Origin of the sequence: Paenibacillus silagei (assembly GCF_017874735.1) — a bacterium.
Classification (GTDB): Bacteria; Bacillota; Bacilli; order Paenibacillales; family Paenibacillaceae; genus Paenibacillus_AQ; species Paenibacillus_AQ silagei.
The window spans coordinates 1-24,744 of record NZ_JAGGLV010000013.1 but is presented as its reverse complement, the minus strand read 5'-3'; the positions used below and the strand labels follow the sequence as shown (position 1 = coordinate 24,744).

General features: G+C 54.5%; 22 protein-coding genes. 13 read left to right on the top strand and 9 right to left on the bottom strand.

The genetic code is table 11. The features are described from left to right. Positions 1–102: 102 nt before the first annotated feature. On the top strand, positions 103–294 hold the full coding sequence (locus tag J2Z70_RS18980; RefSeq protein WP_036722071.1) for a YycC family protein: 192 nt from the start codon (positions 103–105) through the stop codon (positions 292–294). Beyond that, positions 291–521, top strand: coding sequence for a hypothetical protein (locus tag J2Z70_RS18975; RefSeq protein WP_036722073.1), 231 nt, complete (start codon positions 291–293; stop codon positions 519–521). The genes J2Z70_RS18980 and J2Z70_RS18975 overlap by 4 nt, the downstream gene beginning before the upstream one ends. A gap of 120 nt (positions 522–641) precedes the next feature. Here J2Z70_RS18975 and J2Z70_RS18970 read toward each other — a convergent pair whose 3' ends face one another. Together J2Z70_RS18970 and J2Z70_RS18965 are read right to left on the bottom strand one after the other, a co-directional pair. Then, on the bottom strand, positions 642–1,358 hold the full coding sequence (locus tag J2Z70_RS18970) for a DUF2225 domain-containing protein (RefSeq protein WP_036722075.1): 717 nt from the start codon (positions 1,356–1,358) through the stop codon (positions 642–644). Positions 1,359–1,375: 17 nt separating this feature from the next. Beyond that, on the bottom strand, positions 1,376–1,759 hold the full coding sequence (locus J2Z70_RS18965) for a globin domain-containing protein (protein ID WP_036722077.1): 384 nt from the start codon (positions 1,757–1,759) through the stop codon (positions 1,376–1,378). A 439-nt stretch (positions 1,760–2,198) separates the two neighbouring features. Here J2Z70_RS18965 and ylbJ point away from each other — a divergent pair, with 439 nt between their 5' ends. The 4 genes from ylbJ to J2Z70_RS18945 all read left to right on the top strand — a co-directional run bounded on the left by ylbJ (position 2,199) and on the right by J2Z70_RS18945 (position 7,237). Then, complete coding sequence (ylbJ, locus tag J2Z70_RS18960; protein WP_209875875.1) at positions 2,199–3,470, top strand: sporulation integral membrane protein YlbJ; 1,272 nt, start codon at positions 2,199–2,201, stop codon at positions 3,468–3,470. Positions 3,471–3,602: 132 nt separating this feature from the next. After that, positions 3,603–4,400 (top strand): NAD kinase, encoded by a 798-nt coding sequence (locus tag J2Z70_RS18955; RefSeq protein WP_036722084.1) that lies wholly within the window; start codon positions 3,603–3,605, stop codon positions 4,398–4,400. Positions 4,401–4,572: 172 nt separating this feature from the next. Beyond that, positions 4,573–5,751, top strand: coding sequence for a stalk domain-containing protein (locus J2Z70_RS18950; RefSeq protein ID WP_051477765.1), 1,179 nt, complete (start codon positions 4,573–4,575; stop codon positions 5,749–5,751). A 34-nt stretch (positions 5,752–5,785) separates the two neighbouring features. Beyond that, positions 5,786–7,237 carry a S41 family peptidase gene (locus tag J2Z70_RS18945; RefSeq protein ID WP_209875872.1) on the top strand — a complete coding sequence of 484 codons (1,452 nt, stop codon included), beginning with the start codon at positions 5,786–5,788 and terminating at the stop codon, positions 7,235–7,237. A 148-nt stretch (positions 7,238–7,385) separates the two neighbouring features. On the opposite strand, the gene J2Z70_RS18940 is transcribed toward J2Z70_RS18945, so the two are convergent. After that, positions 7,386–8,063, bottom strand: a complete 678-nt coding sequence (locus J2Z70_RS18940) for a YutD family protein (RefSeq protein WP_209875870.1) — start codon at positions 8,061–8,063, stop codon at positions 7,386–7,388. A gap of 338 nt (positions 8,064–8,401) precedes the next feature. After that, the gene (gene lipA / locus J2Z70_RS18935) at positions 8,402–9,307 is read right to left on the bottom strand and encodes a lipoyl synthase (RefSeq protein ID WP_209875868.1); all 906 of its coding nucleotides are present in this window, start codon (positions 9,305–9,307) and stop codon (positions 8,402–8,404) included. Positions 9,308–9,540: 233 nt separating this feature from the next. Here lipA and J2Z70_RS18930 point away from each other — a divergent pair, with 233 nt between their 5' ends. Further along, a complete protein-coding gene (locus J2Z70_RS18930) occupies positions 9,541–10,650 on the top strand; it encodes a M23 family metallopeptidase (protein ID WP_209875866.1) in 1,110 nt (369 codons plus the stop codon). A gap of 59 nt (positions 10,651–10,709) precedes the next feature. Here J2Z70_RS18930 and J2Z70_RS18925 read toward each other — a convergent pair whose 3' ends face one another. Beyond that, on the bottom strand, positions 10,710–12,410 hold the full coding sequence (locus J2Z70_RS18925; protein WP_209875864.1) for an alpha amylase N-terminal ig-like domain-containing protein: 1,701 nt from the start codon (positions 12,408–12,410) through the stop codon (positions 10,710–10,712). A gap of 116 nt (positions 12,411–12,526) precedes the next feature. Here J2Z70_RS18925 and J2Z70_RS18920 point away from each other — a divergent pair, with 116 nt between their 5' ends. Continuing rightward, positions 12,527–13,555, top strand: coding sequence for a LacI family DNA-binding transcriptional regulator (locus J2Z70_RS18920; RefSeq protein WP_209875862.1), 1,029 nt, complete (start codon positions 12,527–12,529; stop codon positions 13,553–13,555). A gap of 179 nt (positions 13,556–13,734) precedes the next feature. On the opposite strand, the gene J2Z70_RS18915 is transcribed toward J2Z70_RS18920, so the two are convergent. The 3 genes from J2Z70_RS18915 to J2Z70_RS18905 all read right to left on the bottom strand — a co-directional run bounded on the left by J2Z70_RS18915 (position 13,735) and on the right by J2Z70_RS18905 (position 15,720). Next, positions 13,735–14,406: an alpha/beta hydrolase gene (locus J2Z70_RS18915; protein ID WP_209875861.1), complete on the bottom strand. Its 672-nt coding sequence runs from the start codon at positions 14,404–14,406 to the stop codon at positions 13,735–13,737. Positions 14,407–14,581: 175 nt separating this feature from the next. After that, on the bottom strand, positions 14,582–15,160 hold the full coding sequence (locus J2Z70_RS18910; protein ID WP_209875860.1) for a hypothetical protein: 579 nt from the start codon (positions 15,158–15,160) through the stop codon (positions 14,582–14,584). A 23-nt stretch (positions 15,161–15,183) separates the two neighbouring features. Continuing rightward, positions 15,184–15,720: a hypothetical protein gene (locus J2Z70_RS18905; RefSeq protein WP_209875859.1), complete on the bottom strand. Its 537-nt coding sequence runs from the start codon at positions 15,718–15,720 to the stop codon at positions 15,184–15,186. 272 nt (positions 15,721–15,992) lie between these two features. On the opposite strand from J2Z70_RS18905, the gene J2Z70_RS33345 reads away from it, so the two are divergent. The 4 genes from J2Z70_RS33345 (at position 15,993) to J2Z70_RS18885 (ending at position 24,302) form a co-directional block, all read left to right on the top strand. Beyond that, positions 15,993–17,576, top strand: coding sequence for a DUF6385 domain-containing protein (locus J2Z70_RS33345; RefSeq protein WP_245368357.1), 1,584 nt, complete (start codon positions 15,993–15,995; stop codon positions 17,574–17,576). A 162-nt stretch (positions 17,577–17,738) separates the two neighbouring features. Beyond that, entirely contained in the window at positions 17,739–19,808 is a 2,070-nt protein-coding gene (locus tag J2Z70_RS18895; RefSeq protein ID WP_209875858.1) for a glycosyltransferase family 2 protein, read from the top strand. Next, the gene (locus J2Z70_RS18890; protein ID WP_209875857.1) at positions 19,808–21,625 is read left to right on the top strand and encodes a glycosyltransferase; all 1,818 of its coding nucleotides are present in this window, start codon (positions 19,808–19,810) and stop codon (positions 21,623–21,625) included. Before J2Z70_RS18895 ends, J2Z70_RS18890 begins: the two co-directional genes overlap by 1 nt. Before the next feature lie 517 nt (positions 21,626–22,142). Next, entirely contained in the window at positions 22,143–24,302 is a 2,160-nt protein-coding gene (locus J2Z70_RS18885; RefSeq protein ID WP_209875856.1) for a glycosyltransferase, read from the top strand. 32 nt (positions 24,303–24,334) lie between these two features. Here the strand turns inward: J2Z70_RS18885 and J2Z70_RS18880 are convergent, their stop codons facing one another. Next, positions 24,335–24,508, bottom strand: a complete 174-nt coding sequence (locus J2Z70_RS18880) for a hypothetical protein (protein WP_209875854.1) — start codon at positions 24,506–24,508, stop codon at positions 24,335–24,337. A 17-nt stretch (positions 24,509–24,525) separates the two neighbouring features. Here J2Z70_RS18880 and J2Z70_RS18875 point away from each other — a divergent pair. Further along, positions 24,526–24,744, top strand: a 219-nt coding sequence (locus J2Z70_RS18875) for a hypothetical protein (RefSeq protein ID WP_209875852.1), incomplete at its 3' end; no start/stop codon positions are given.

Genomic DNA, 24,744 nt, shown 5'->3' with positions numbered 1-24,744 from the left:
TACTCACCATTCCTTCGTTATAGAGTAGTTTTCTTTGTATTTGCGGTACAGCCATGGTAAAGTGAATCATGATACTCCACTAATTGTAAGGAGGGCATCCTGATGAAGCCACTGCAAATATCGCCGGAGACGGCCATTACCTTATCGAAACAACTCGGCGTTCCGCTGGAACACCTGATGCATATGCCCCAACATATCCTGCTGCAAAAGATCGCTGAATTATCCAAGAAAGCTGCTAGCGAGACCCCCGAAGGCAGCGTGCCTGCTCCCTCTGACGAGAAGGACAAGCAATGATCCCCTTCAGCCATACCTGGCCTTATGACATTATTCTTGGCGACATGTACGTGCAGTACTGCCCCTTCTGCGACCATGAGAATGTTCTTCTGCCGATGAAGCCGCGGGAGCTGCAGCACGTGCGTGACGGCAAAAAAAAGCTGCTGGTCTTTCCCTGCTGCAGTGCAAGTCCCACCGTCATTGATAATGACAATGACTACCTGTTGTTTGACCGGGCGGTCCGCTAAACGCGGTTGTCCGGCAGTTCGCCCCGCTTAAGCGGGCAGAGGCGTAGAAGAGGCATCCCTTCTACGCCTTTTTGCGTTGCGGTATACCGGATAGACACTCTAACACCCTCACTCCGCCTTCTATGTACCTGCGGGAAGCCCGTCCGGATCAACGTCCAGCCCGCGCATCTGCTCACGCAGAATAGCCCATTGCTCGCGCGAAGCCCGGATCATGGCCGCGTCCGTAATCCGCTGGTCATTAATGACCCTTGAGAACCACCGCACAGCAGCGGCGAACTCCCCGATCCGGCGGTTCAACTCACCAATCAGATACATCAGCCGCGCATCATTACCACCGGATGAATCATTCTCGAACACTTTCACATACTCATCCAGCGAATAGGCCAGGAAACGCTGCTCCTGCACCGAATCCCCTTGATAACGGTACAGCCAGGCAATATGGTGAAGCAGGCTGGCTATAATACGTTCCTTGTCCTTAATGCTCTGCGCGCAGATCAGCGCCAGCTTGTACGTCTCCAGCGCCTCCTCCCAGCTACGCTTCTCTCCGAAGTCGCGGGCTTGCCACCGTCTTCCTACTTGTGCATCGAAGGACTTGCGCTGCCAGTCAGCCAGCTTGTCTGCAGAATTCTCCGTGGAGGCAAAGCCGCACTTTGGACAGACCCGAACCACATAATAATCGGGATTCTCCGCCTTGTAATAGGAGCAGAAGTCCGCATCGCGGCGGATGGCCTTCTTAAGGCTGGGACGTACTCTTGAGGTTGAAAATTCATGTTCACAGTTACAGCAGGTAACCTTGATTGAGTAAAGCGGTATTAATTCCGGCACGGGTGCCCTCATCCTTTCACAACTACACTTTATTCATGGGGCATATTGACAAAATGATGGGCGGGACCCGCCAGCCGGCTCAGGACAAACGTACGCAGGGACTCCTCCACACCAATCTCCTCCAGCGCCGCCTTCATGCAGGCGAGCCAATCCTCCGCCAGAGCAGGAGTGATGGGGACATGCATATGTCTGGCTCTCATCATGGGATGGCCGTGCTGCTCGGAGAACAGGGCAGGGCCTCCAAAGAATTGGCTCAAGAACTGATATTGCTTCTCCAGCACCGGAGTAATATCTTCAGGGAATAACGGACTGAGCTGCGGGTGAAGCTGCACCTTGGCATAGAACACAGTCACCAGACGGTGAATTCCCTCAGCGCCTCCCAGGCTGTCATACAGGCTCTCTTTCGGATTCATTTGGAGGTTTCGCCTTCTTCCATATTAATCTGATAAGCAGTTGCTTATCATTATACCAAAAAACAGGCTGCACAGTTATCCCTGCCTTAAGACATGCCTGCTAAGCCTATGAAAATAAAAATTCGAACAAAAAAAGGCGCCAAACCGGAGTTCAGCGCTCGTAAGCTAATCAGTATGTTCTAAAATCTTCATCACCAGGCGGGACAAGGGAGACCCGGATCACATATACAAAAGCACAAACGAGCACTCCGGCAACTACACTCATCACCATCACTCCATCCCTGAAAATCTATCTCAACAAGATGTGCATTAATTAAGTTTATAATACCATAATTTCAATGAAAAAGCACCGGTAAATGTAACCGTTTTCCTCGTTTTTTTGTGCTGTTTGTCCAGCTTTCGGCATACAACTAAGCATAGAACTGGAGGCGAGAAACCGATGACTCTGAACAAAATCGCAAGCCCGCTGCTCGGGATCGTGCTGGCGGGCTGTATGCTGCTGATGCTGGTCCATCCCGCAAGCTCCCTGGATGCGGCGCTGCGCGGGCTCGCCGTCTGGTGGGATGTGCTGTTTCCCTCGCTGTTCCCGTTCTTCGTCATCTCTGAAATTATGCTGGGCTTCGGCATCGTCCATCTCTTCGGCGCTCTGCTTGATCCGCTGATGCGCCCGCTCTTCAATATACCCGGCAGCGGCGGCTTCGTAGCAGCGATGGGATATGTATCAGGATACCCTGTCGGCGCGAAATTAACCGCCAAGCTGCGCGAACAGGGAATGATTAGCAGAATTGAGGGCGAGCGGCTGGTCGCCTTCACGACCTCCTCGGACCCGATTTTCCTGCTGGGTGCGGTCTCTGTCGGATTCTTTCACGATGCCTCTCTGGGGCTTGTGCTTGCCCTTGCCCATTACGGAGGAGGGCTCATCGTAGGTCTGCTGATGTCCTTCCATGGCCGGGGCAGGCCGGAAGCAGCAGCTGCGAACACCGCCCTCCCCCATTCAGCCAGCTCTTCTGCATCTCCGGAAGGACAAGGCCCCGGCAGGCTGCGGACTGCCCTGAACGCGATGGCACATGCGCGCCGGGTAGACGGCAGAAGTCTCGGCGAGCTGCTGAAGAGTGCCATTACCTCCTCACTCCAGCTTATTATTGTTGTCGGCGGCCTGGTTGTCTTCTTCAATGTGCTGATGGAGCTGCTCGCCCGTGCCGGCGTAATGTCCGCCCTGTTCAGCATGACCGGACGACTGCTGTCGCTGGCCGGCTTCCCGCCTGAGCTCTCAGCCGCCTTGGTCAGCGGCTTATTCGAAGTGACGCTCGGCGCCCGGTCGGCTGGTGAAGCTGCCGGAGGCGTGCCGCTGCAATTCAAGGCTGCGGCGGCAGCGTTCATCCTCTCCTGGGGCGGCTTGTCGGTTCATGCACAGGTCGCCAGTATCCTGAACGGTACCGGACTGCGCTATCTCCCGTTCATGGCCGCCCGCCTGATGCATGCCCTCCTCTCAGCGGTTCTGCTTCTCCTGCTCTGGAAGCCGGTAGTCAGCTCGGGACTGGCTGGTCAGTGGTCCATACTACCCGCCGCCTCCGGGCTGGCCGCTCCTGAAGCCGCTCTAATCAGCAGCATCAGCCTGCTCTGCCTTCTGCTCGCAGTCATGCTGGCCCTGTCTCTGGTAGTCTTTGTGCTCGGGAAGCTGTGGCGGCAATCTTATGCGCACCGCAGCTAATTCGATATGTCACGGCTCTGCTGATGCAGCACTGAAGCGGATTCCGGCTTTTCACAGCGCTAATATTGTGTTCCGGGTCAAGATTGATTATGATCGGTGTATGACTGAATTACACAAAGGAGCCTGTACACCTTGAGATATTATGTTCTGGACCGCGGAGATGAATTATCCATCCAACTAGCGGAGCAATTTCACAAGCTGGCGCAAGGCCGGAATCTGGAGCTGGATGCCAAGTCACCGGAAATCGTGATCTCGATTGGCGGTGACGGCACGATGCTGCACGCTTTTCATACGTTTATCGATCAGATCCCGAACCTCGCATTTGTTGGCGTGCATACCGGCCATTTGGGCTTCTATGCGGACTGGCAGGCCGAAGAGCTGCCGTCCTTAATTGATTACATGTGCGGAGAGGTTGGGCCGCATAAACCCCGTATCGTACAGTACCCGCTGCTCGAACTGGAAATACATAAGAAATCCGGCTCCAGCAAGCACATTGCCCTGAACGAATTCACCCTTAAGGGCGTGGACGGGACGGTTGTGATCCAGGTGGATATTAATGATGTGACCTTTGAGATGTTCCGCGGGGACGGCCTGTGTGTATCCACACCTTCCGGCAGTACCGCTTATAACAAAAGTCTGGGAGGCGCTATGGTACACCCCTCGATCGAGGCGCTGCAGATTGCTGAAATTGCCTCCATTAATAACCGGGTATTCCGCACCATGGGCTCGCCGCTAATGCTGCCTAAGCATCATCACTGCGATATCTTCTCGCGCAAGGATCAGCGCCTGCTGCTGACCATTGACCATAATAATATTCCGGTGGATGATCTGATTTCGGTACGTGCTCAGGTCGCTGACAAAAAAATCAGCTTCGCCCGTTACCGCCCTTTCCCGTTCTGGAACCGTGTCCGGGAGGCCTTCTTGGTCTAGTTAGTATTTGCCGATAAAGCCGGAGATGCTCCCGATCTCCGGCTTTATCATGCCGGCTGACGGGAACTCTACTGAGCCTGGCATTATCCCGTAGAATAAATAGACAGACGGAATTTCCAAATGGTATAATGGTTCTATTTTACAAAGTTTTCTATTTGAAGGAGCGAATCTATTGAAGAAATTAGTATCCCTGCTAGGCATCAGCCTGCTGGCCCTTGTGCTGGCGGTTCCCGCTTTTGCCGCAGACAAACCCATTAAGGTGTATATTAACGGCAGCAATCTTGCCTTCACAGCAGGGACTCCGTATCTGAAGAATAATACGGTGCTCGTGCCTTTCCGCGTTGTTTTTGAGAAGCTTGGCCTGCAGGTGCTGTGGGACTCCAAGACGGGTACGGTAACCGGCACCGGAACAGGGCTGGATATCAGCCTTAAGGTAGGCAGCAAGCGGGCCAGCGTCAATGGAACCGTCAAGCAGCTTACAGTCGCTCCTGTATCGAACGCCGGGACCACTTACATACCCTTGCGCTTCATTGCCGAAGCCACCGGGGGCACAGCGGTCTGGGATGCAGCCAGCCGCAGCGTGAAGATCACCGTATCGCCGTCCTCCGCCTCCAGTGAGCAGGAGATCAAGGCTATCATTCAATTAGCTAACCAATATTATAATGAAGAGAAGGCCAGCAGCTTCTATTCGATTGTCGATGCAGGGGCAGACAAACCAGAAGCTGTAAGCAATATGAATTCCCAGTTCGAGCTATATGACATCAAGAACACGATTGAGAGTCTTAAAGTCCTCAGTGTTACAGGTAATGAAGCTACAGTCTATACTGTCGAAAAAGCAGTACGAACCGGCGGTTATTATACTCCGGATGAGCAGTACGAATATTTATATACACTGATCCGTCAAGACGGCGCGTGGAAGATCTCCGAAATGGAGCTGCAGGAATCCTCTGTGCTGCTGACGCGCGAACAAGGCATGAAGCCCGCTGTGCTTCCACAGGGCGATCAGACCGGAATTAAGGATACGCTAAGCAAATACTACCAGGGTATGAATGCCCGCAATGCAGATGCAGTCCTTGCCGTGATGACCTCGTATGATAAGGAAGAGGATGACTCTTACAAAGAGGAGCTGCGTGATTATTTCAAAACCTACGATCTGAGCTATGCGGTGTCTTCCTCCAATGTCTTCTATTACACTGACTATGAAGCCGCAGTCTATACGGAAGTGGTGATTACGGACGGTGAATCGAAGGAGACCTATACCCAGTCTCTGATCCTCCTGCTCTCGAAGCCGGAGAGCGGTGCCTGGACGATCGATACTACTTATCATATCGGCTTCGACGCGCAGTCCTAAATTCAAAAATTCATCTAAAGGATGTAATGAACTCATGAAATCAGCCAAAATCGTTACCGCACTCTTAAGCGGCTGTCTGGCACTATCCATCGCCTGGGCCCCTGCTGCTTCAGCGGCAGATGCTGCTGCCTCTACAGAAGCTGCGCAAGCCTCGAAGACGGAGATCATCAATGAAATTATGCAATATCTGGAGTACTACAACGTTGAGGGTGTGGACCAGGATACACTTATCCGCGGTGCAATTGACGGTATGGTAGGCACATTGGAAGATCCTTATAGCCAATACTTCACGAAGGAGGAGGCTGCTGACTTCGGTCATCAGGTCGATCTGGAATATGTCGGCATAGGTGTCCGGCTGATGTATACGGCCAAAGAGCTATATATTGAAGAGGTCATGAGCGGTTCACCGGCCGAGGCCGCGGGGCTAAAGCGCGGCGACTCCATTCTCAAGATCAACGGGGTGCGGGTGGCTGATACGAACGGCGATGAGCTGAGCGGCAAAGCGGGCACGAAGGTCTCTCTGCTGATTCAGAGAAACGGAGCTAACAAATCCTATACGGTAACCCGCAGTGAAATTGCTACAAGCTCCGTGACCAGCAAGATGCTTAACTCTAAAATTGCTTATATCTCCATCAACGGCTTCACCCAGACTGCCGATGAGGAATTCTCCGCAGCGCTGGACAAAATGCGTTCAGGCGGCATGAAATCGCTGGTTCTTGATCTGCGAGATAATACGGGCGGATATATGGACAGCGCCCAGAATATCGTCTCAAAGTTCATGGATTCCGGCATTATGATGTACACCTCCGATCAGACCGGTACACTGAAGCCGGTCGCAATTACGAACGGCAGCAAGATCGGCGTGCCCGTGGTCGTATTGACCAATGAATATACGGCCAGCGCCTCCGAAGCCTTAACCGGTGCACTTCGTGACAACAAGCTGGCTACAGTTGTAGGCACACGCTCATACGGAAAGGCCCGGATTCAGAGCCTGATTCCCATGTCCGGCGGCGGCGAGCTGAAGCTGACCACCATGAAGTATCTGACTCCGAACAAGGAGGACTTCAACCATATCGGGCTTGCGCCTGATATCGAGGTCAAGGGCAAAACTGCCCAGTTGATTACCGCTCTGCAAATTGCCGGCATGAAAGAGATTGTCGCGTCTGGTGACCATCATATCCTGGATATCAACGGCACTGCTTTTGCCGGAAATGTAGGTCTGATCAAGCAGGGCGATAAGGTGTATGCTGCCTCCCGTGTCCTCGCCGCACTAGTGGAGAATGAGGTCTCCTGGGATGCCAAGAATAAAAAGGTAATGCTGATAACCGGCGCCGGTAACGTATTCGGGTTCACCCTGGCCTCCAAGGAGGCGCTGTTCCAGGACGGAGAGTCCTTCATCGAGCTGAATGCCTTCAAGAAAAAGTTCCCTGCGCTCGTATGGAGCTACAATACTTCACTGAAACAGCTGAAATTAGCTGTGAAATAGAATCGTCAGAGGTTTTTCGCATACCTTTGGCCCGTGCCCTCTCGCCCGCCCATAGAATTAGAAAAAGCCCCTTCAGCTAATGTGCTGAAGAGGCTTTTTGAGTTACATTGAGAAACCGGGGGGACATGCTGTCCCCTTGGCTATCGTTCTAGTTGTCCTGCTTGTTCTGGTTACTATCCTGTCTGCTCTGGTTGTCCTGCTTCTCCGGTCTATCCTGCTTATTCTGATTCGCCTGCTTGTTAGACCGGTTGGAATGGTTGTCTTTGTGTTCTCTGTTCTGCCGGGCATTATTCGGTTGGCCTTGCTGGCCTCTGCCCTGGAACTCTTTATGGTTCTTCTTGCCCTGGCCTTCTTTGTTGCGGTGATTGCGGCTCTGGTGTTCGCGCACCGGTCTGTCTTTGGTAACATGCTCCCGGACTGCACCCTTCGTCTGCGGCTCCCGGTGTTCTTTTACCGTTACCACCTGTTCAGCATCCTGCTCCAGATCCTCGTCTAGTTCCGGCTCCGGGATTTCCTTGATCAGAATATCCTTGAAGCTTCCCTCCTGCGGGGACTCCTTCAGCTTATGCAGCACAAAGTACGCACAACCAAAGTTACAGTATTCGTTAATATAATCCACCATACCTGAGATGGCCGTGTCCCGGTTCACTTTAGGGTGATTATCCCGGTAAAAGCCTTTGAGGCGCAATTGGCTGTAGCCCCAGTCACCGATGATATAATCGTACCGGTCCAGCACTTCGCTGTATCTTCCGCGAAAAGCCTCAGGGTTCCAGCCATCCTTATGATCGAGCATCAGCTCGTAACCTTTTCCACCTATAACGATCAAGCGTGTGTCGCCTGCCTTTCAATAATATCTAGGGGGGCGTTGATAAGCCGTCATTGCGCGGGATTTTGAATTTCCGGCCGCTGCCGCTCCTACAATTTCAAAATCCCTCTCCATGACTCCATCAACGTGAAGGGGTGCAAACGTCACCCAAGAACCTCGCCGGCTATCGCGGCATTGGTTCTTTCGACCCTTCAACCCCTTTTAAAAACAAACCTAAACCTTAAAATCTAAAAACATTAAAAACCAAACCCTATCTACTGTGACTCCGTCTCGCGGCAAACTTGTTTACACAAGTTTTTATAAAATCGAACCCAACGCAAATAGACTAAAAGACCTACCTATGCCTGTGAAACGGAACGCGCCTCACGGGCCACGGCAGCAGACTTCACCTGCTCATGGGCACGATAAGAGCTGCGCACCAGCGGGCCGGCCTCCACATGGCTGAAGCCGCGCTTCAAGCCCTCTTCCTTCAGCACCGCGAACTCCTCCGGCGGATAGTATTTCTCCACATTCAGATGCTTCGGCGAAGGCTGAAGATATTGTCCTAATGTCAATATATCACAATCTACGGCTCTAAGGTCATCCATCGCCTGCAGAATCTCATCCCACTCCTCACCGACGCCAAGCATAATGCTTGATTTGGTCGGAATCTCCGGCTTCATCTCCTTGGCCCGGCGCAGCAGCTCCAGGGAACGGCGGTACTTGGCTCTGGCCCGGACACGGTCGGACATCCGCTCCACAGTCTCGATATTGTGATTCAGGATATCCGGACGGCTGTTCATCACGGTCTCCAAGCTCGTGCGGTCCCCCAGAAAATCAGGAATCAGTACTTCAATGCTGCATAGAGGAAGGCGCTTACGGATCGCGGACACAGTCTCGGCAAAAATCGCCGCACCCCCATCCTTCAGATCATCGCGGGCCACGCTCGTAACCACACAATGCTTAAGCTGCATGCCTTCGGCAGCCTCTGCCACTCGTTCCGGCTCCAGCAGGTCCAGCTCGGTCGGCAGGCCTGTATTCACCGCACAGAAGCGGCAAGCGCGCGTACAAATATCCCCCAGAATCATGAAGGTCGCCGTGCGGTTAGCCCAGCATTCATAAATATTCGGGCAGCGTGCTTCCTCGCATACGGTATGTAACGTCTTCGAGCGCATCATACCCTTGATTTCCTGATATTCCTCACCGGTGGTTAACTTGATTTTGATCCAGTCTGGCTTGGGCTGTTTGGCTGTTCGATTAGTCAAAGTGATGAGACCCCGCTTTCGATCTGAATGTCATGTCAATTTATTTCACAGTCAAAAGTTGCTGCCTCATATTATAGCATGTGAAGTAGTCCTTTGCCTGTTTTTGTGAACCTTGGAGCAGTCATGGATAAAAAAAGTCCTTTTGCTTCAATCTAAAGAAAAGCATCTGGCCCGAGTGCCGCTTCCGCAAACCTATATGCAATTCATGCGCCCAAACGCAGGAGGATGAGATCATGCTGGCCTTAATAAAGAGCCCCTACACCCGCAGAACCTTGATGTGTATGTCTGCCGCCGCCCTGCTCTGGAGCGGTAGTCCTGCCGAAAGTACCCAAGCTGCCCGTTATCATACAATTCCCGAACTGAGCTCGGGCAGTCCTGCTCCCGCAGACAGCAAAGAGACTGCCGCCGCTGACCGCAAGCAGCTCTTTGAGCAGATGGGTGCGGCAACTGGCATTCCCTGGTACCGCTTCGCTGCCATCGATCAGTATGAACGGTCCATCGCCAGGAAAAGCAAAAAAACAGCCGCCGCAGATAGCACTTCTGCAGCGGCTAAGCCAAGGCTTACCGGAATTATGATTCCGGCGCCCGTATGGTCCGGTCCGCTGAATCCGGATCAGGACGACAAGCAGCCGGAGTCGATCCGCTTTTTCGGCGGCTTCGGGCTGGACGGCTCGGGAGACGGCATCGCCGATCCCGAGAGCGATGCCGATGTGCTCTACAGCATGGCCCGCCACCTGCTCAAGTACGGGGATTCCGCTACGGACTTCAATATAGGGATCTGGGAGTATTATCACAACGGGCGGGCCGCCCAGCGCGTCTCCCAGTTCGCCAAGCTATATGAGCATTTCGGACGGCTGGACCTGTCCGGCAGTGCATTTCCGCTGCCAATCGGGACCAGTTATGCCTACCGCAGCACCTGGGGAACCGGGCGGAGTTGGGGCGGCGCGCGCATTCACGAAGGCACGGATCTGTTCGCGCCGCATGGCTTGACGGTGCGCAGCACCTGCTTCGGCATTGTCGAGACCAAGGGCTGGAACCGCTACGGCGGATGGCGCATCGGTATCCGCGATATCGAGAACCGCTACCATTATTATGCCCACCTGATGGGGTATGAGAAGTCCCTGCTGCGCGGGGATATTGTCACTCCGGGACAGACCATCGGCTGGGTCGGCAGCTCCGGCTATGGCAGCCCGGGCACACAGGGCAAGTTCCCGCCCCACCTGCATTATGGCATCTACCGTGACCGCGGCATTACGGAGTGGGCCTTCGATCCTTATCCGCTGCTCAAGCAATGGGAGAACAAGGAATTCCGGCTGCTGAGACAAAACAAAAAGAAGAAATAACACCCGCTTGCTGCGCCCCTCAGAGTCCGTTACTCTTTTACCGTGGACAGAGGTTACAGTTAGTGCAGCATCAGACAGCCAAATGGCTCGATCTCCACAAGAAGCTTGCTTGAGCTGCGGAGGGTGAGTCCGCTTAACAGCTCAGTCAGCACTTTGGTGTCCGAACGGTAGGCGGGCAGCTCCAGATGGTAGCGGTTGGGGGAGTTATTGATAATTAGCCCCATCCGATCCTGCCCGCTGCGCCGGACATAGCCAAGGATACTCCGCGTCTCATCTGTGAACCAGGGGCGGAAGGCCCCACGGCGCAGCACCTCATGCTCTGTTCTCAGCGAGATCAGCCGCTTGTACCAGTCCAGCAGTCCGGTATGCTGAGCCTGCTCCTCCCAGAGCATCGGCCGCCGGCAATGCGGGTCTGTAGCGCCTTCCATTCCAACCTCATCCCCGTAATAGATCATCGGCAGCCCAATATAAGTCATCTGGAAAAAGACAGCCAGCCGCATCCGGCTCATTGCCGTAGCTTCCCGGTCCCAGCCCCGGCCCCCCTCCTTGCAGGCGGTCAGGAAACGCAGCGTATCGTGGCTGCCCAGCAGCTGGAACATCGCCGAATTGGCCTGATCATTGTACAAGGCCTCCTGGTGCAGCAGCTGCTCCATGAACCGCGACGGCCCCGCAGACTGCGCTGCAAAAAACTCCAGCACCGCATCCCGCAGCAGGTAATTCATCCCGCCGTCGAACTGGTCTCCCCGCAGCCAGGGCCCGGAAGCATGCATAATCTCGCCGATCAGCAGAAGGTCCGGGAATTCCGCCTTCAGCTCCCGCCGCAGTCTTGTCCAGAAGGCCGGAGTCACCTCGTTGGCCACATCCAGCCTCCAGCCGTCGATCCCCGCTTCCCGCACCCAATACCTGGCTACGTCCATCATGTAATCCGCTACCTCGGGATGATCCATATTGAGCTTAGGCATACTCGCCTCCGCCTTGGCGAAGGTCTCATAGCCGGGAGCCGGCGCCCCGCTGACCGGGAAGGAATGGATATAGAACCAGTCCTTGTAGCGCGAAGCCTCCCCATGCTCCAGCACATCCCGGAAGGCAAAAAAGGTATCGCCGGAATGATTAAAGACCGCATCCAGCAGAACCTTCATTCCCAGCCGGTGGGCAGTCCCGACCAGCATCTTCAGATCCTCAAGCGTCCCGAATCCAGGGTCTACCTTATAGTAATCGGAAGTATTATACTTATGCCCGGAAGGCGATTCAAAGATTGGCGTCATATAAATAGCAGTCACGCCAAGCTCTTGCAAGTATGTAAGCTTGTCTGTAATGCCTTGAAGCGTCCCCTGATGGTAGCTCTCGGGGTAAATCTGATAGACCACCGCGTCTGAACTCCAAGCAGGCAGCGCAATAGCCTGCGGGCGGTGAATATAGGCATATTGAAAGGCACCCGCCTGGTCCCTGTTCTCCGAGCTTCCCCGCTCCCCATACCATAGGTATTCACCTGCGGGATTCCCGATGTGGAACAGATACCGGCATTTTCCAGTCTCGGCCGGAATAAGGGCTTCATGAATGTCATATGCTCCGGCACAGCCGATCCGCTCCATCTCCTGCGGAAGCTCATGGCCGGGTGAATCATAACGGTCAGCGTGGACAACCGTGCAGGACAAGGACTGTCCGCTCTGCACGAATAGTCTGAGTTTAAGCAGGCGGGGGCCTGCCGGGAAGGCAAAAGGGTCCTCCGCTGTGTGATATACGAATAACCGGGTAAGCATACTGTATAGTCTCCTTTTATGCCGCATAGAGCAGTCTCAGCAACTGTGTTATTATGACAGGTAGAACAAGGTTCGCCATTAGGGCGTACCATACCGTAAGGACGGGAGGGAAAGCTATGAAAGTTACTATTAAGGATATCGCCCAGGCAGCGGGTGTCGCCAAATCCACTGTATCCAAGGTCATGAACGACTCTCCCAAAATATCCGAGGAAACGAAGGCACGGGTCCGGGACATCATCAAGCAGATGAACTATACCCCAAGCAGCATCGCCACCGGACTTGCCAGACAGAGCAGCAATACGATAGCTATCCTCATTGATATGTCCAAGGAAAGCGAGTTTCTCAATCAGTTCTTTTATAACATTATCGGCGGGGTGGAGAGCATCATTGGTCCTCTGAAATATGAGCTGACCATTGCCAATATCCAGCATGACCATGCGGAGGGGCATTTCCTGCAGAGGCTGGTGCTGAATAAGCGGGTGGACGGCATTATTGCCAACACCTCGGTGCTGACTCCTGAGCTGTGCGCGGAGCTGAACCGGCTTGAGTTCCCCTATATCTCCATCGGTGAGATCAACGCTCCGGGAATCTGGGTCGATTGCGACAATGAGCTGGGCGGATTCATGCTGACCCGGCATCTGCTGGATCAGGGCTACCCGTCTGTGGCCTTCATCGGCGGCGAGAAGGATGAGCCGCTCTTCCTGCGCCGTGCAGCCGGCTATCAGCGGGCACTCAGCGAGGCGGGAATGGCTGTGCAGAGCGGCTGGATCATCAATGGCCGGGCGGTGGAGGAGGATGGCTATCAGGCAGCCAAGCAGCTCCTGCAAAGTGCGAATCCCCCCGGCTCCATCGTCTGCATGAGTAACTTCTCTGCTTACGGCGTGCTGCAGGCCGCACGGGAATTGAATATCTCCATTCCTGCACAGCTGGGCATTGCCACGTTCGATGAATATCCCTTGTCCCCCTACACCACTCCTCCGCTGACTTCACTCGATATGGATACCTTCCAGCTCGGCGCATCCGCAGGACGATTATTAATGGACAAGCTGGATAACAAAGAGGCTGCCGTGAGCGGACAACTGCTGGAGCCGGAGTTGATTCCCCGGTTATCTTCCAAGCGAAGCGGCGGAGCTGCTGCGGAATAACTAACGGAATCACGCAATAATGGAATAGAAGAATAGCGGGAGGACGGTAATCATCCTTTTCAATAGGAAACCGGTTTCCTTAAGCTGAAAATACCACGCCCCCTCCTCAATGTCAACGTATAATCATAGAAGCAGCAACAGACCGAAGAACCCTTTCCAGCCCTGGAAGGGTTCTTCGTCTACCCGGAATCGCCGGCGCGGCGGATAAACCGGAGCACTTCATCCATCATGGCGGGACTCTCCGCGCTATGGCAGACCATATGTCCGCTTTGCTCCATAATCAGCACCTGTCTGCGTTCCGGGGGAATCGTCTGCCGGAGATAGTCCGCACTTTTGAATTTCACCAGATGATCCCGCCTGCCCTGTACAATCAAGGTCGGCACATCCAGCTGCGGATAGACCTCGAAGCTCTCACGCACCAGCCGCTGGAACTCCCGCGTGGCTCTCATGGGTGTAGAACCCCATTTGCTGAGATAATTCCGGAGCATCTCCGGGCGGACCAGTGTGCGCAGAATCTCGGCCGGGTTGAGCGGATACACCGGGGTTGACAACAAGGTGAGCGACTGAATCCTGGAAGCATACTGAACGGATAGCCGAGATGCAATCAGCGCTCCGGTAGAGAAGCCGATCAGATGTACTTTGTCGGAGCTTGAGAATAGCTGCTTCAGCTCCTCCTCGGCGCTTAGCTGCCAGTCCCTCCGGCTTGAATCAAGCAGTTCCCTTCTGCCGCCTCCATGTCCATGCAGGGTAAACATTCTGGACACATAGCCGCTGCGCTCCAGAAACTGCGCAAGCGGAGAAATCTCGTATTCACCTCCGGTGAAGCCGTGTATAAACAGACAAGTCTCCATGCTTCCTCCTCCCCAATCCTCTAATTCATCCATTTATAGAAAAATAAACCTTTGCCACCCTGAAGTCAAGTAGGCACGGTGTCGGCGTCCTTTTAGCGGCGGTAGTGTTTCAGCGAGAGATAGAAGGATAATGTCTAGCTTGAAACATCTATAGAGGCGCTTAAGCACCAGCTTGCTATCTCTCCCACCAGTTCAGGCTTAACGCAGATATAATCGTCCCGACTGCCGCGCTTGAGGAGCTTACGCTGATGCTGATGACATTGTTCGGAGGGACGATAATGCTGCCGGTAAAAGCCGGGTTGAACACTCCCGGCGCAATCTGAACATTCGCCAGCACAGTGCCCCCGGAAATAGCTGCGGTGGAGGACTGGACTGTCATGCTGCTCGCTGCCGCGCTGGCCAGATTATTATTCACCGGCGTCACCGTTGACGGCGAAGAAATCGTCCCTCCTTTGACGATTGTAAAGCTGCCTGAGATCGAGGTCAGCACTGAAGTCCCGCCGATGCTGCCGCTGATCCGGGACAGATACAAGGTCCGCCCGCTGCCCGAAGGATTACTGATGCGGACTGAAATAACAGCCGAGAGAAGCGACAGCACGATCGTTGCTGAATTCGAGGCATTCGCCGAGAATAATACGGCGGCCTGCGAAGCGCTGATCTCTGGCGGGGCACTGATATCCGGGGCACGGAAGGTGTTCGTCATTTCCACATAGACCGGCTGGTCATTGTCATTGATTACATAGTTGTTGGGCATGGTTCTTCTCCTCCTCTTCCGTACTAAAATTCCCACCAGCTGATGTTGCCTGTTGCCGCAGTACTCCCTGACGCAATGGTTACTGATATCGTAAGAGAGTTGCCGGGAGGCAGGATAATCCTGCCATCCATATTAAGGATGACCGGACCTATGGCCAGCAGCATCGACATTAATGTTGCCGGAGAACCTGTAGGCGCAGCCGTTGCGGTCCGGGCAGTGCCGACGCTTGTGACCGAGCTCCCGAAATTATAGTTGACCGGAGTGACCGTTGATCCACTCACCGTTGCATTACGCAGCAAAGTTAAGGTGACCGACGCTGTTCCCGTGCTTGCGATGATGCGGGAGATATACAAGGTACGTCCGCTGCCGCCGGGATTAGCTATCTGCATGACAAGCGGGGTTGAAGTACCCACCGTGGAGGCAAAAGGAATCCCAAACAATAAACCTGACATCGCGGCTCCCGCTTCAGGCAGAGTATCGATCCCGGGTGCAATATAGGTGTTAACCTGCTCGGTATACAGCGGCTGGCTATTCTGATTAAATACAGTCTCATTCGGCATATTCTCACTCCTTCTGTCGGTCTAGCATATTTTCATAGTATGCGAAGCTGTCCGGCAGGTTGTTTGGCGGCTGCGTATTTTTGCAGGGCTAACCCAGTCATTCTCTTAAAAGCTCCATATCCTAATATCACACCATTCGAATGGTCCTGTCCAACTCATGCTTCTCTCTATTAACCCGGCAGCCTATACATGCTTATGGACCCAGACGACGGTTTGGGTCTTTTCATGAGCAGGCTGACGGCAGAAATCGCCCACAGAAAGGATGACTCCATTTGCCAAATTTCAGTTCATTTCAAGCCAATCCGGATAATTTGCGCACACTTATTTTTGGCCGGGACCCCTCGACCCTGATCGACCGGCCGCTAACTACGGATACCAGCGGGAACCTGACCACCGTCATTTTGAACGGCACCATCTCTAGTATACTTGGCGCAACGATCACTGCCGGTACATTAACATCGGCTGGTACAGTAACCAACATCCTCGGCGGTACGATTACTAGCGTGCTTGGCGCGACTATCACTGCCGGTACATTAACATCGGCTGGTACAGTGACCAACATCCTCGGCGGTACGATTACTAGCGTGCTTGGCGCGACTATCACTGCTGGTACTTTAACATCCGCTGGTACAGTGACTAACCTGTTAGACGGTACGATTACTAGCGTGCTCGGCGCGACCATCACTGCTGGTACTCTATCATCTGCTGGTACGGTGACTAACCTGTTAGACGGTACGATTACTAGCGTGCTTGGTGCGACGATCACTGCTGGTACTCTATCATCTGCTGGTACGGTGACTAACCTGTTAGACGGTACGATTACTAGCGTGCTTGGTGCGACTATCACTGCTGGTACATTAACATCCGCTGGTACAGTGACTAACCTGCTAGACGGTACGATTACTAGTGTGCTTGGCGCGACTATCACTGCTGGTACTCTATCATCTGCTGGTACGGTGACTAACCTGTTAGACGGTACGATTACTAGCGTGCTTGGTGCGACTATCACTGCTGGTACGCTATCATCTGCTGGTACGGTGACTAACCTGTTAGACGGTACGATTACTAGTGTGCTTGGCGCGACTATCACTGCTGGTACGCTATCATCTGCTGGTACGGTGACTAACCTGTTAGACGGTACGATTACTAGCGTGCTTGGCGCGACCATCACTGCTGGTACTCTATCATCTGCTGGTACGGTGACTAACCTGTTAGACGGTACGATTACTAGCGTGCTTGGTGCGACGATCACTGCTGGTACTCTATCATCTGCTGGTACGGTGACTAACCTGTTAGACGGTACGATTACTAGCGTGCTTGGCGCGACTATCACTGCTGGTACTTTAACATCTGCTGGTACGGTGACTAACCTGTTGGATGGTACCATTACTAGCGTGCTTGGCGCGACTATCACCGCCGGTACTCTATCATCTGCTGGTACGGTGACCAACCTCTTAGACGGTACGATTACTAGCGTGCTTGGTGCGACTATCACTGCCGGTACGCTGAGCAGCGTAACGTCTATTTCCCAGCGCAGCTTCATTGAGCTTCCTACAACGGCAATTGCAACCTCGGATACCTATACGCCGCTGCCGGCCAACAATACCAGTGTCCTTGGCACCTATTCCTACTTCATTGTGAATACCGGAGCCAATCCGGTGAATACACGGGTCGAGATCAGTGCAGACGGAACCAACTATTTCGTCGATACGACCGGAGACAATCCGCTGCCAGCAGGTTCTGTAGACGTTATTGTGCCTGCCCGGTTCCTGAAATACACCCGCCTCTCCTATCAATCCGCCACGCCGGGTGCGGCTTCTACGCTTAATGTTATTTTTGATGCACAAGGAACGTAAGCATAATTTCCGTCATACGATGCAGGAGCCAAGAGTGCATGGATACCCATGTACTCTTGGCTGTGCGTTATTCCGCATCTACATAAGACGGCAGCAACGCATATACATTCTTAATTTTGCAAAATACCCGGAGGAATTAAGGCCCGCGAAGGAGGAACGATCTTGAATCAATCTGCCAAACCTACACTAGGAGTACAGCTCATAGTCAACAATGAAGCCGAGCTGCTCCCACGTTGCCTAGCTAGTCTGCAGGGCGCCGATGAAATCATCGTGGTCGATACCGGCTCCACTGACCAGTCCGTGGAAATCGCCCGGAGATACGGGGCAACGGTCATTGAAGCCCAGTGGAACCACCATTTCTCAGACGCACGCAATACCGGTCTCTCCCATGCGGCCAGCAGTTGGATACTGGTCCTGGATGCAGATGAAATCCTTCAGACTTCCATAGATTCAATCAAGGAGATTCTCGGAGGCAGCACAGCCGAAGCGTACACGGTGCGCATAGAGAACCTGCTGGGAAGCAGGCCCGAGGATCGTCTGTATCACCATCCTGTGCGGCTGTTCCGGGGTGGGCAGGGCTATCTTTTCTGCGGGAGAATTCATGAAAGTGTAGAGTCCTCTATTCTCACAAAACATGGGTCCGCCGCCATCGAGGCCAGTCCAATAGAGATTCTTCACTTCGGCTACCTGCCCCTGGTCATGAGCGCCAAGCATAAAATCAGCCGCAACGAGCACCTGCTGCGGCTTGCGCTTGCGGAAGAGCCTGACGATGTGTTCAGCCGTTATAATCTGGCAGTCACCTGCTGTCAGGACGGACGGCTGGAGGAAGCCGGAGAACTGCTGCGCCAGAGTCTTACCCTCGCTCCGCTTCAGGCTTCTTACCGTCCCTCGATCATTCGCGATCTGTGCAAAATCGATCTGGCCACCGGTCATGTGAAAGCGGTCGACAGCCTGCTGACCCGCGAGCTGACACGTTATGGAGATTATCCCGACCTGCATTACATGCAGGGCCAGTCCTGGGAGAGCCAAGGATTCTATGAGCGCGCCGTCCAGTCTTACCAGCACGCCATAGATACCTCCTCTGCCCCGGCTCCGGGCAGAGCATACGTCACTGAACAGGGCATGGACAGCTTCCGCCCGCTGCACCGGATGGGGGCCATTTTCCAGCAGCTCGGGAAGCAAAAGGAGGCCGCGCAGCTGTACCATCGTGCGCTTCAACAGCACTCCCTGTATCTCCCCACTTTGGAGGGGATCGCTGCTGCTTTTCAGGAGCTGGAGGTGCCTGAGGGAGAGATCGCCGCACTCTTGATACAGCTGACCGGCACAGCACAGCGTGCTGCCAGAACCGCAATTATCGGTACTTTATATCGGCTGGGCGCTTATAAGGCAATTGCAGAGCTGCCGCCTGCGGTCTGCCCGCTGGAGGAGGACACCTTGCTGTTCCTGCTGTCTTCCTGGATTATTACCGGAAAATATCATTCGTTCAGGAAGACAGCCGACAAGCTGCGGGCCGGCACTCTACAGCTCTCAGCCGGAGGATTGAACACAGAAACGGTGCGGCAGCTATGGCTCCTTGAAGCCATGGTGACATGGGAACTGGGCGAGAAGCTGCAAGAGGAGCTCTGGCTGCAATCACCTGCGGAAGTGCGTTCCGAATTGCTTGAGATCGATGCAAGGTTGTCGTCAGATGCTGCCGTGCAGCAAGCGGAGTTCGCCGCCTTCGGGGAATCCCCTCTGCTTGCCGAGGTCATCCGGCTTGCTGTGAAGCACCAGTTCATCGCGCTGGGCAAGCGGCTCGTTGAACACTTCCCAGCGCATACAAGCATTCTGGCAGAGGCGCTCTATGAGGAAGGCTGGCGTGCAGAGGCGGGGGAACTGTTCATTGGCCTTGCAGGCAGCAAGGAAGCTTCAGGGGCAACCCTGCGATATCTCGGAGAACTTCTCATAGATAAAGGGCATTATGCGGAAGCTGCCAGCTGGTACCGGCTGGCCTTGGGGGAATCCCCTGCAGACGATGCAGTTAGCACCGGACTGGCGCTCTGTTATCTTCATCTGGCGGAGCAGCGTCTCGCAGAAGCTGTAGAACGACTACAGGGGAAGGGGCAACCGCCTCATGGCCCGCTTCAGGAGGACAGTGCAGCGGTGGCTCAATCCATCGCGGTGCTGCGCCGCACCCCTTGGCATACGAAGTGGAATTACACCCAACGGCAGAGAGGAGCAGGTCTGAGCTAATGACCACGAAACCACACCAACCGCTGATTTCCTTATGCATGATTGTCAAAAATGAAGCCGACAACCTGGCCCGCTGTCTGCGGAGTGCGCGCGGGGCTGCGGATGAAATCATCATTGTGGACACCGGCTCCACCGACGCCACCCGATCCATTGCCCGCAGCTTCGGTGCCCGGATCATCGATTACCCGTGGAACGGGGATTTTGCCGCCGCACGCAATGCCGGGCTGGCCCTGGCACAGGGTACCTGGATTCTGGTGCTGGATGCAGACGAGGAACTGGAGCCTGGGAGCCGGGATGAGCTGCTGGTGTGCGCGAAGCATACGGAGTATGAGGCTTTTTTTGTGCGGATTCATAATCATCAGGGGATGGAGCGCGCTTCGCAGACCCTTACGGTTAACCCGATCCTCCGTATGTTCAAGAACCGCCCGAATTATCGCTTCAGCGGCATTATTCATGAGCAGATTGCGGCTTCCATTGTGCAGGAGACCCCGGCGGCCGCGATGCATATGAGCACCGTGATTGTTCATCACTACGGCTATGCCGACGGAGTTGTGGAGCGAAAAGATAAAATCAGCCGTAATCTCGGATTGCTGAAGCAGCAGTTGGAGGAGAGTCCCGGAGATGCTTTTCAGCATTTCAATCTGGCGGTTGAATATATGCGGCTTGGCGATTACGGGCAGGCGCTGGAGCATATCGGCACCTCGCTGAACCTGGCCGAGCCGGGCACCAGCTATATTCATCTGCTCTATAAATACAAAGTCCGCTGCCTGGCGGTAACCGGTGATTACCCGGCTGCGCTGGAAGCCTGCGGGCAGGGAAGCTCGCTCTTCCCGGACTATCCCGATCTTCACCATCTCAAAGGTGCGCTGCTGCTGCAGGTATCAGCCTTAGCCGAAGCCAAGGCTGCGCTATGCAGGGCACTGCAGATCGGAGCCTCCCCTCCCCTCTATCATACAGAATCCGGGTTAGGCACCTATCTCACCCACACGCTGCTGGGGCAGGTCTGCCAGCAGATCGGCGAAGACCATGAAGCGGCAGCCTGCTTCACCAGGGCAGCCCAGCTCCAGCCGGAGCCCTGGCTGCTGATTCCCCGGCTCACGCGCCTGTTCAAATGCACGGGCCGCGAACCTGAGCTTCACGGCTGGCTGGCCGGGCAGCTGCCCGGCATCCTGACGGAGCAGCGCCAGGAGCTACTGCGCCTGCTGGTAAGGGATGGCTGTTACACAGCGGCGGCTGATATGCTTGAGGGCGGTGTGGGGTCTGGTGTGGCGGCGGGAGAGCTGGATGCGGCGATACAGAGTGCGGGTGAGATCGATGGCGTGATGCAAGATGCGGGAGTGGTGGATGCTACGGCGCAGAGTGCGGGTGAGATCGATGGCGTGTTGCAAGATGCGGGAGCGGTGGATGCTACGGCGCAGAGTGCGGGTGAGATCGATAGCGTGTTGCAAGATGCGGGAGCGGTGGATGCTACGGCGCAGAGTGCGGGTGAGATCGATGCTGGGGTAGGTGCTGGAGCGGTAGATGATGCAGCGCTTGAGGTGCCGCCTAGCGCTGATTTGTTGAAGCTGTTGCAGCGGGCGGAAGCAGCTTCCGCAGCTGAGCTGGGCTACGATGATATCACCGGGCTGCTAAATCATCCTGCAGTTAACCCGGCGGACGGGAACACCTCACTCCCCTTATCTGCTATTGCTGCGGCTGTGCAGCCCTTGATTCTTTTGGCTGACAAGGTTCTGGCTGCGCTCGTAACTTCGGCCATATATTCACCGGCTGCTGCGGCTGCGCGTCTCACTCTTCCGCTTCCCAGATCAAGCGATTAGTATGTCATCAGATGATCGGAGTTGCGATAAGCCTTAATTGTATTTGGTACAACTAAAACGCCTGTTTGCTCGCCAATTTCCGGTTTTGTTGTACTTCGTACATTTAAACATCCGTTGATTCTTCCCTCTCCCCTTTTGGGCAGATTTAGTTGTACAGACTACAGTTATCCAATGAAAGTGTGCCTTATCGCTCGTTTTAGGTGTACGTTCTGCAACTATCCCTGCATAGTCCGTTTTTATTCAGCAGAGTGTCAGTTGCCTGGGCGTTGCGGACTGAGGAGCGTTTATTTTGCAGAAAACGCATGACTGGGAAGAGTTACGGACTCCACGGCGCTTAAAGGCGGATATGCTGCCTTAAATCATCGGTTAGAGTGATAATAGGTTCCTCTGAGTCCGCAACTCCGTAAAAAGTGCTGTTTTTTTGAAAAAACGGCTCTCCAGTCCATAAGGGGTATACCCGCTTGCTTTGCACTCCCGCTTTTTCAATCAGATACTGTTAGAAAGGAGCGTATAGACCATGGATACTCCCGGGATCTCGCTCTGCATGATCGTAAGGAATGAGGCGCAACATCTGGAGCAATGCCTCCTGTCTGTTCAGGGTATGGTCTCGGAGATTATTATCGCGGATACCGGATCAGAGGATAACAGTATGGCTATCGCCGGCAGGTTCGGTGCCCGGGTAATCAGGCTGCCCTGGGAACACGATTTCTCCAAAGCCCGTAATCATACCCTACAGCTGGCCTCCTATGGGTGGATTCTGGTGCTGGATGCAGATGAAGCCCTTGCTGACTGGAAGCCAGAGGAGTTAAAGCTTCTGCTGGAATCGGAGCATGCGTACGGGTATTTCCTGCCTTTTATTCATTATGTAGGTGATGCCTCCGGGCGCGAATACGTGACAGACAATGTGTGCAGACTCTTCCGAAACGATGTACGTATCTGTTTTCGCGGCAGCATTCATGAAGAGGTAGCCTCCAGCATCTGGAGCCTCCCCGGAGGACATATTGCTTATGCCCGTCTGCCTGTCCACCATTACGGCTATCTGGATGATGAGCTTCAGCGCAAAAATAAAGCCAGCCGCAATCTGCAGCTGATCCACGCTGCTCTGCGGCTTGAACCGGATAGCGTTCCTCTGCGGTACGCACTGGGCACGGAATATTACCAGCAGGGGCAATATCAGGCTGCGGCGGACCTGCTGTTGCCACTGCTGGAAGAAGCTCAGCCCGACTCCGGCTATACCGCCGACCTGTATCTCAAAACAGCCTTTGCCCTCCAAGCGGGCGGGCGGCCTGCGGACGCGGAGTCTGTCTATCAGGCCGGGATTGGGCTGTACGCCGATTTCACTGATCTGCTGGAGAGCTATGCGGGTCTGCTGCTGGAGCAAGGGCAGGTATGGCGGGCATACCCTCTGCTCCAGCAGGCGCTGGACAGCGGGGATACCGCACATAAATACCCTTCCTCCTCCGGCAGCGGAACCTACCGCACCCGCCTTTCCGCCGGGCGGGTCTGCGAGCGGCTGTTCCTCTACAAGGAAGCAATGGAGCATTACAGACAGGCGATCGGCTACGCGCCTGATGACGTAACCGCCTGGGAGCAGCTGGCCACGTTGTGCCTGCTGTCCGGGCAAACGGAGCAGCTGACGGTGTTCACGCGTCAGTTGCTCCCTGCCCTGCCCCGGCGAGTGCTGATCCGGCTGGTGCCCGCCGCACTCAATGCCCGCGCCGCCCCGTGGCTGGCGGCGCTTCTCGCAGCACCGCATCTGCCGGAGGATATCCGGCAGGTGCTTCAGGTGCTGCTGTGGACGCTGTTCCGCGACCCGGAACAGCCCGGGGCCGCATCCGCTGAGCTTGCGCGGATGCAGAGAGGCGCGCCGGATAACCCGTGGGTATCCGGCTATCTGTGGGCCTTGTCCTGCCGCAGCGGCGGGATCGCCGCGGCAGGACAAGGCCTGGGGCGGCTGGCGGAGCTGCCGCCCGGGCTTGCAGCCGTGCACCGCCGGCTGGCGGGGCAGCAGCCCTGCCCGGCGGAGCATCGGGCAGGCTCTAACAGCATGCAGGAGCACCAAGTCGCCTCCCTCCATGCTGAAACCAGCCATTCCAGGCTGCCACAATGCCAAGCCGAAGAACAAGAAGACCCTTCTGTTCCGGCAGAATGTTCCTTCCCGGCCCCCGATATCGGCAGCTTAGCCGATTCGGAACACCGCGCAGACACACCGCTTAGCTCTACAGATTTTTCTTACGCAGCACAACTGCTGCTTCAAGCAGGCGCTTGGGACACATTGCTCCTGCTTGGCAAGCCCTTTGGCGCTGCACACTTTCTCTGGAGCAGACTTCCCCTGCCGCTGCTGCAAGGAATTCTGCATGCACCTGCTTCATTTAGATTACAGTGGTGTGCGGAATATACCGGGCAATCTCAGCACCATAGATTGTCCGGGGATGCTGCCGAATGGCTGCTCTATGCAGCCATAGCTCAATCCTGCGGGCAAGCTCCACAGCTTACGTCAGACGATGAACAGACGCTACTGCAATCCGGCAGCGCTGCCGCAATCACTGGCCTCAGTTATTACATGCTGCTGCTTGCAGCGGAGGTTCACACGGAGGGGAGCATCGCCGCTACTGGCAGCATTCCGTGGCTGCTGCTTGTGAAGTCGGTGCTTCAGGGTGGGGATGACGGGAGGTAACAATGTCTGAAGCTCCGCTTGGTTTCAAAGCTTTACTCATTAATACTCCCTTGCAACTGCGTTTCAAACATATGCGCCAAGACATCAATGAACTCAATCATGACGGGAACTGAATTGTCTTTGCCGCCCAATGTTTGGAATGTAATTTTTGACTTTTGCAAATCAACCTTATAAGAAATAATTTCATTATCATGAATATTTTGCATTCGTCTCCAACCTCCCAGTGAAAATCCTGCTCAAAATACAACATTACCCTGCTCATCCCGGCTACATTTCAAAGTTACTGCATAAAAAGCAGGATTTTTCATCCTCCAAACGCTTAGCGGGGGCAATTCTTGCATTTTATATAAGCGTGTTGATTTCCCAAAAAAAGGGACAAAAAAGGCCGCCATTTCGGGTAATGGTAAGTACGACCAAACCAAACCGAAATGAGGCGACCTCA

Bases quoted from the DNA above. Each gene is read 5' to 3' on its own strand.
- J2Z70_RS18980 (WP_036722071.1), top strand. From the start codon at position 103: ATGAAGCCACTGCAAATATCGCCGGAGACGGCCATTACCTTATCGAAA.
- ylbJ (WP_209875875.1), top strand. From the start codon at position 2,199: ATGACTCTGAACAAAATCGCAAGCCCGCTGCTCGGGATCGTGCTGGCG.
- J2Z70_RS18945 (WP_209875872.1), top strand. From the start codon at position 5,786: ATGAAATCAGCCAAAATCGTTACCGCACTCTTAAGCGGCTGTCTGGCA.
- J2Z70_RS18880 (WP_209875854.1), bottom strand. From the start codon at position 24,508: ATGCAAAATATTCATGATAATGAAATTATTTCTTATAAGGTTGATTTG.
- J2Z70_RS18965 (WP_036722077.1), bottom strand. From the start codon at position 1,759: ATGAATCCGAAAGAGAGCCTGTATGACAGCCTGGGAGGCGCTGAGGGA.
- J2Z70_RS18930 (WP_209875866.1), top strand. From the start codon at position 9,541: ATGCTGGCCTTAATAAAGAGCCCCTACACCCGCAGAACCTTGATGTGT.
- J2Z70_RS18890 (WP_209875857.1), top strand. From the start codon at position 19,808: ATGACCACGAAACCACACCAACCGCTGATTTCCTTATGCATGATTGTC.
- J2Z70_RS18920 (WP_209875862.1), top strand. From the start codon at position 12,527: ATGAAAGTTACTATTAAGGATATCGCCCAGGCAGCGGGTGTCGCCAAA.
- J2Z70_RS18970 (WP_036722075.1), bottom strand. From the start codon at position 1,358: ATGAGGGCACCCGTGCCGGAATTAATACCGCTTTACTCAATCAAGGTT.
- J2Z70_RS18905 (WP_209875859.1), bottom strand. From the start codon at position 15,720: ATGCCGAATGAGACTGTATTTAATCAGAATAGCCAGCCGCTGTATACC.
- J2Z70_RS18910 (WP_209875860.1), bottom strand. From the start codon at position 15,160: ATGCCCAACAACTATGTAATCAATGACAATGACCAGCCGGTCTATGTG.
- J2Z70_RS18915 (WP_209875861.1), bottom strand. From the start codon at position 14,406: ATGGAGACTTGTCTGTTTATACACGGCTTCACCGGAGGTGAATACGAG.
- J2Z70_RS18925 (WP_209875864.1), bottom strand. From the start codon at position 12,410: ATGCTTACCCGGTTATTCGTATATCACACAGCGGAGGACCCTTTTGCC.
- J2Z70_RS18885 (WP_209875856.1), top strand. From the start codon at position 22,143: ATGGATACTCCCGGGATCTCGCTCTGCATGATCGTAAGGAATGAGGCG.
- J2Z70_RS18975 (WP_036722073.1), top strand. From the start codon at position 291: ATGATCCCCTTCAGCCATACCTGGCCTTATGACATTATTCTTGGCGAC.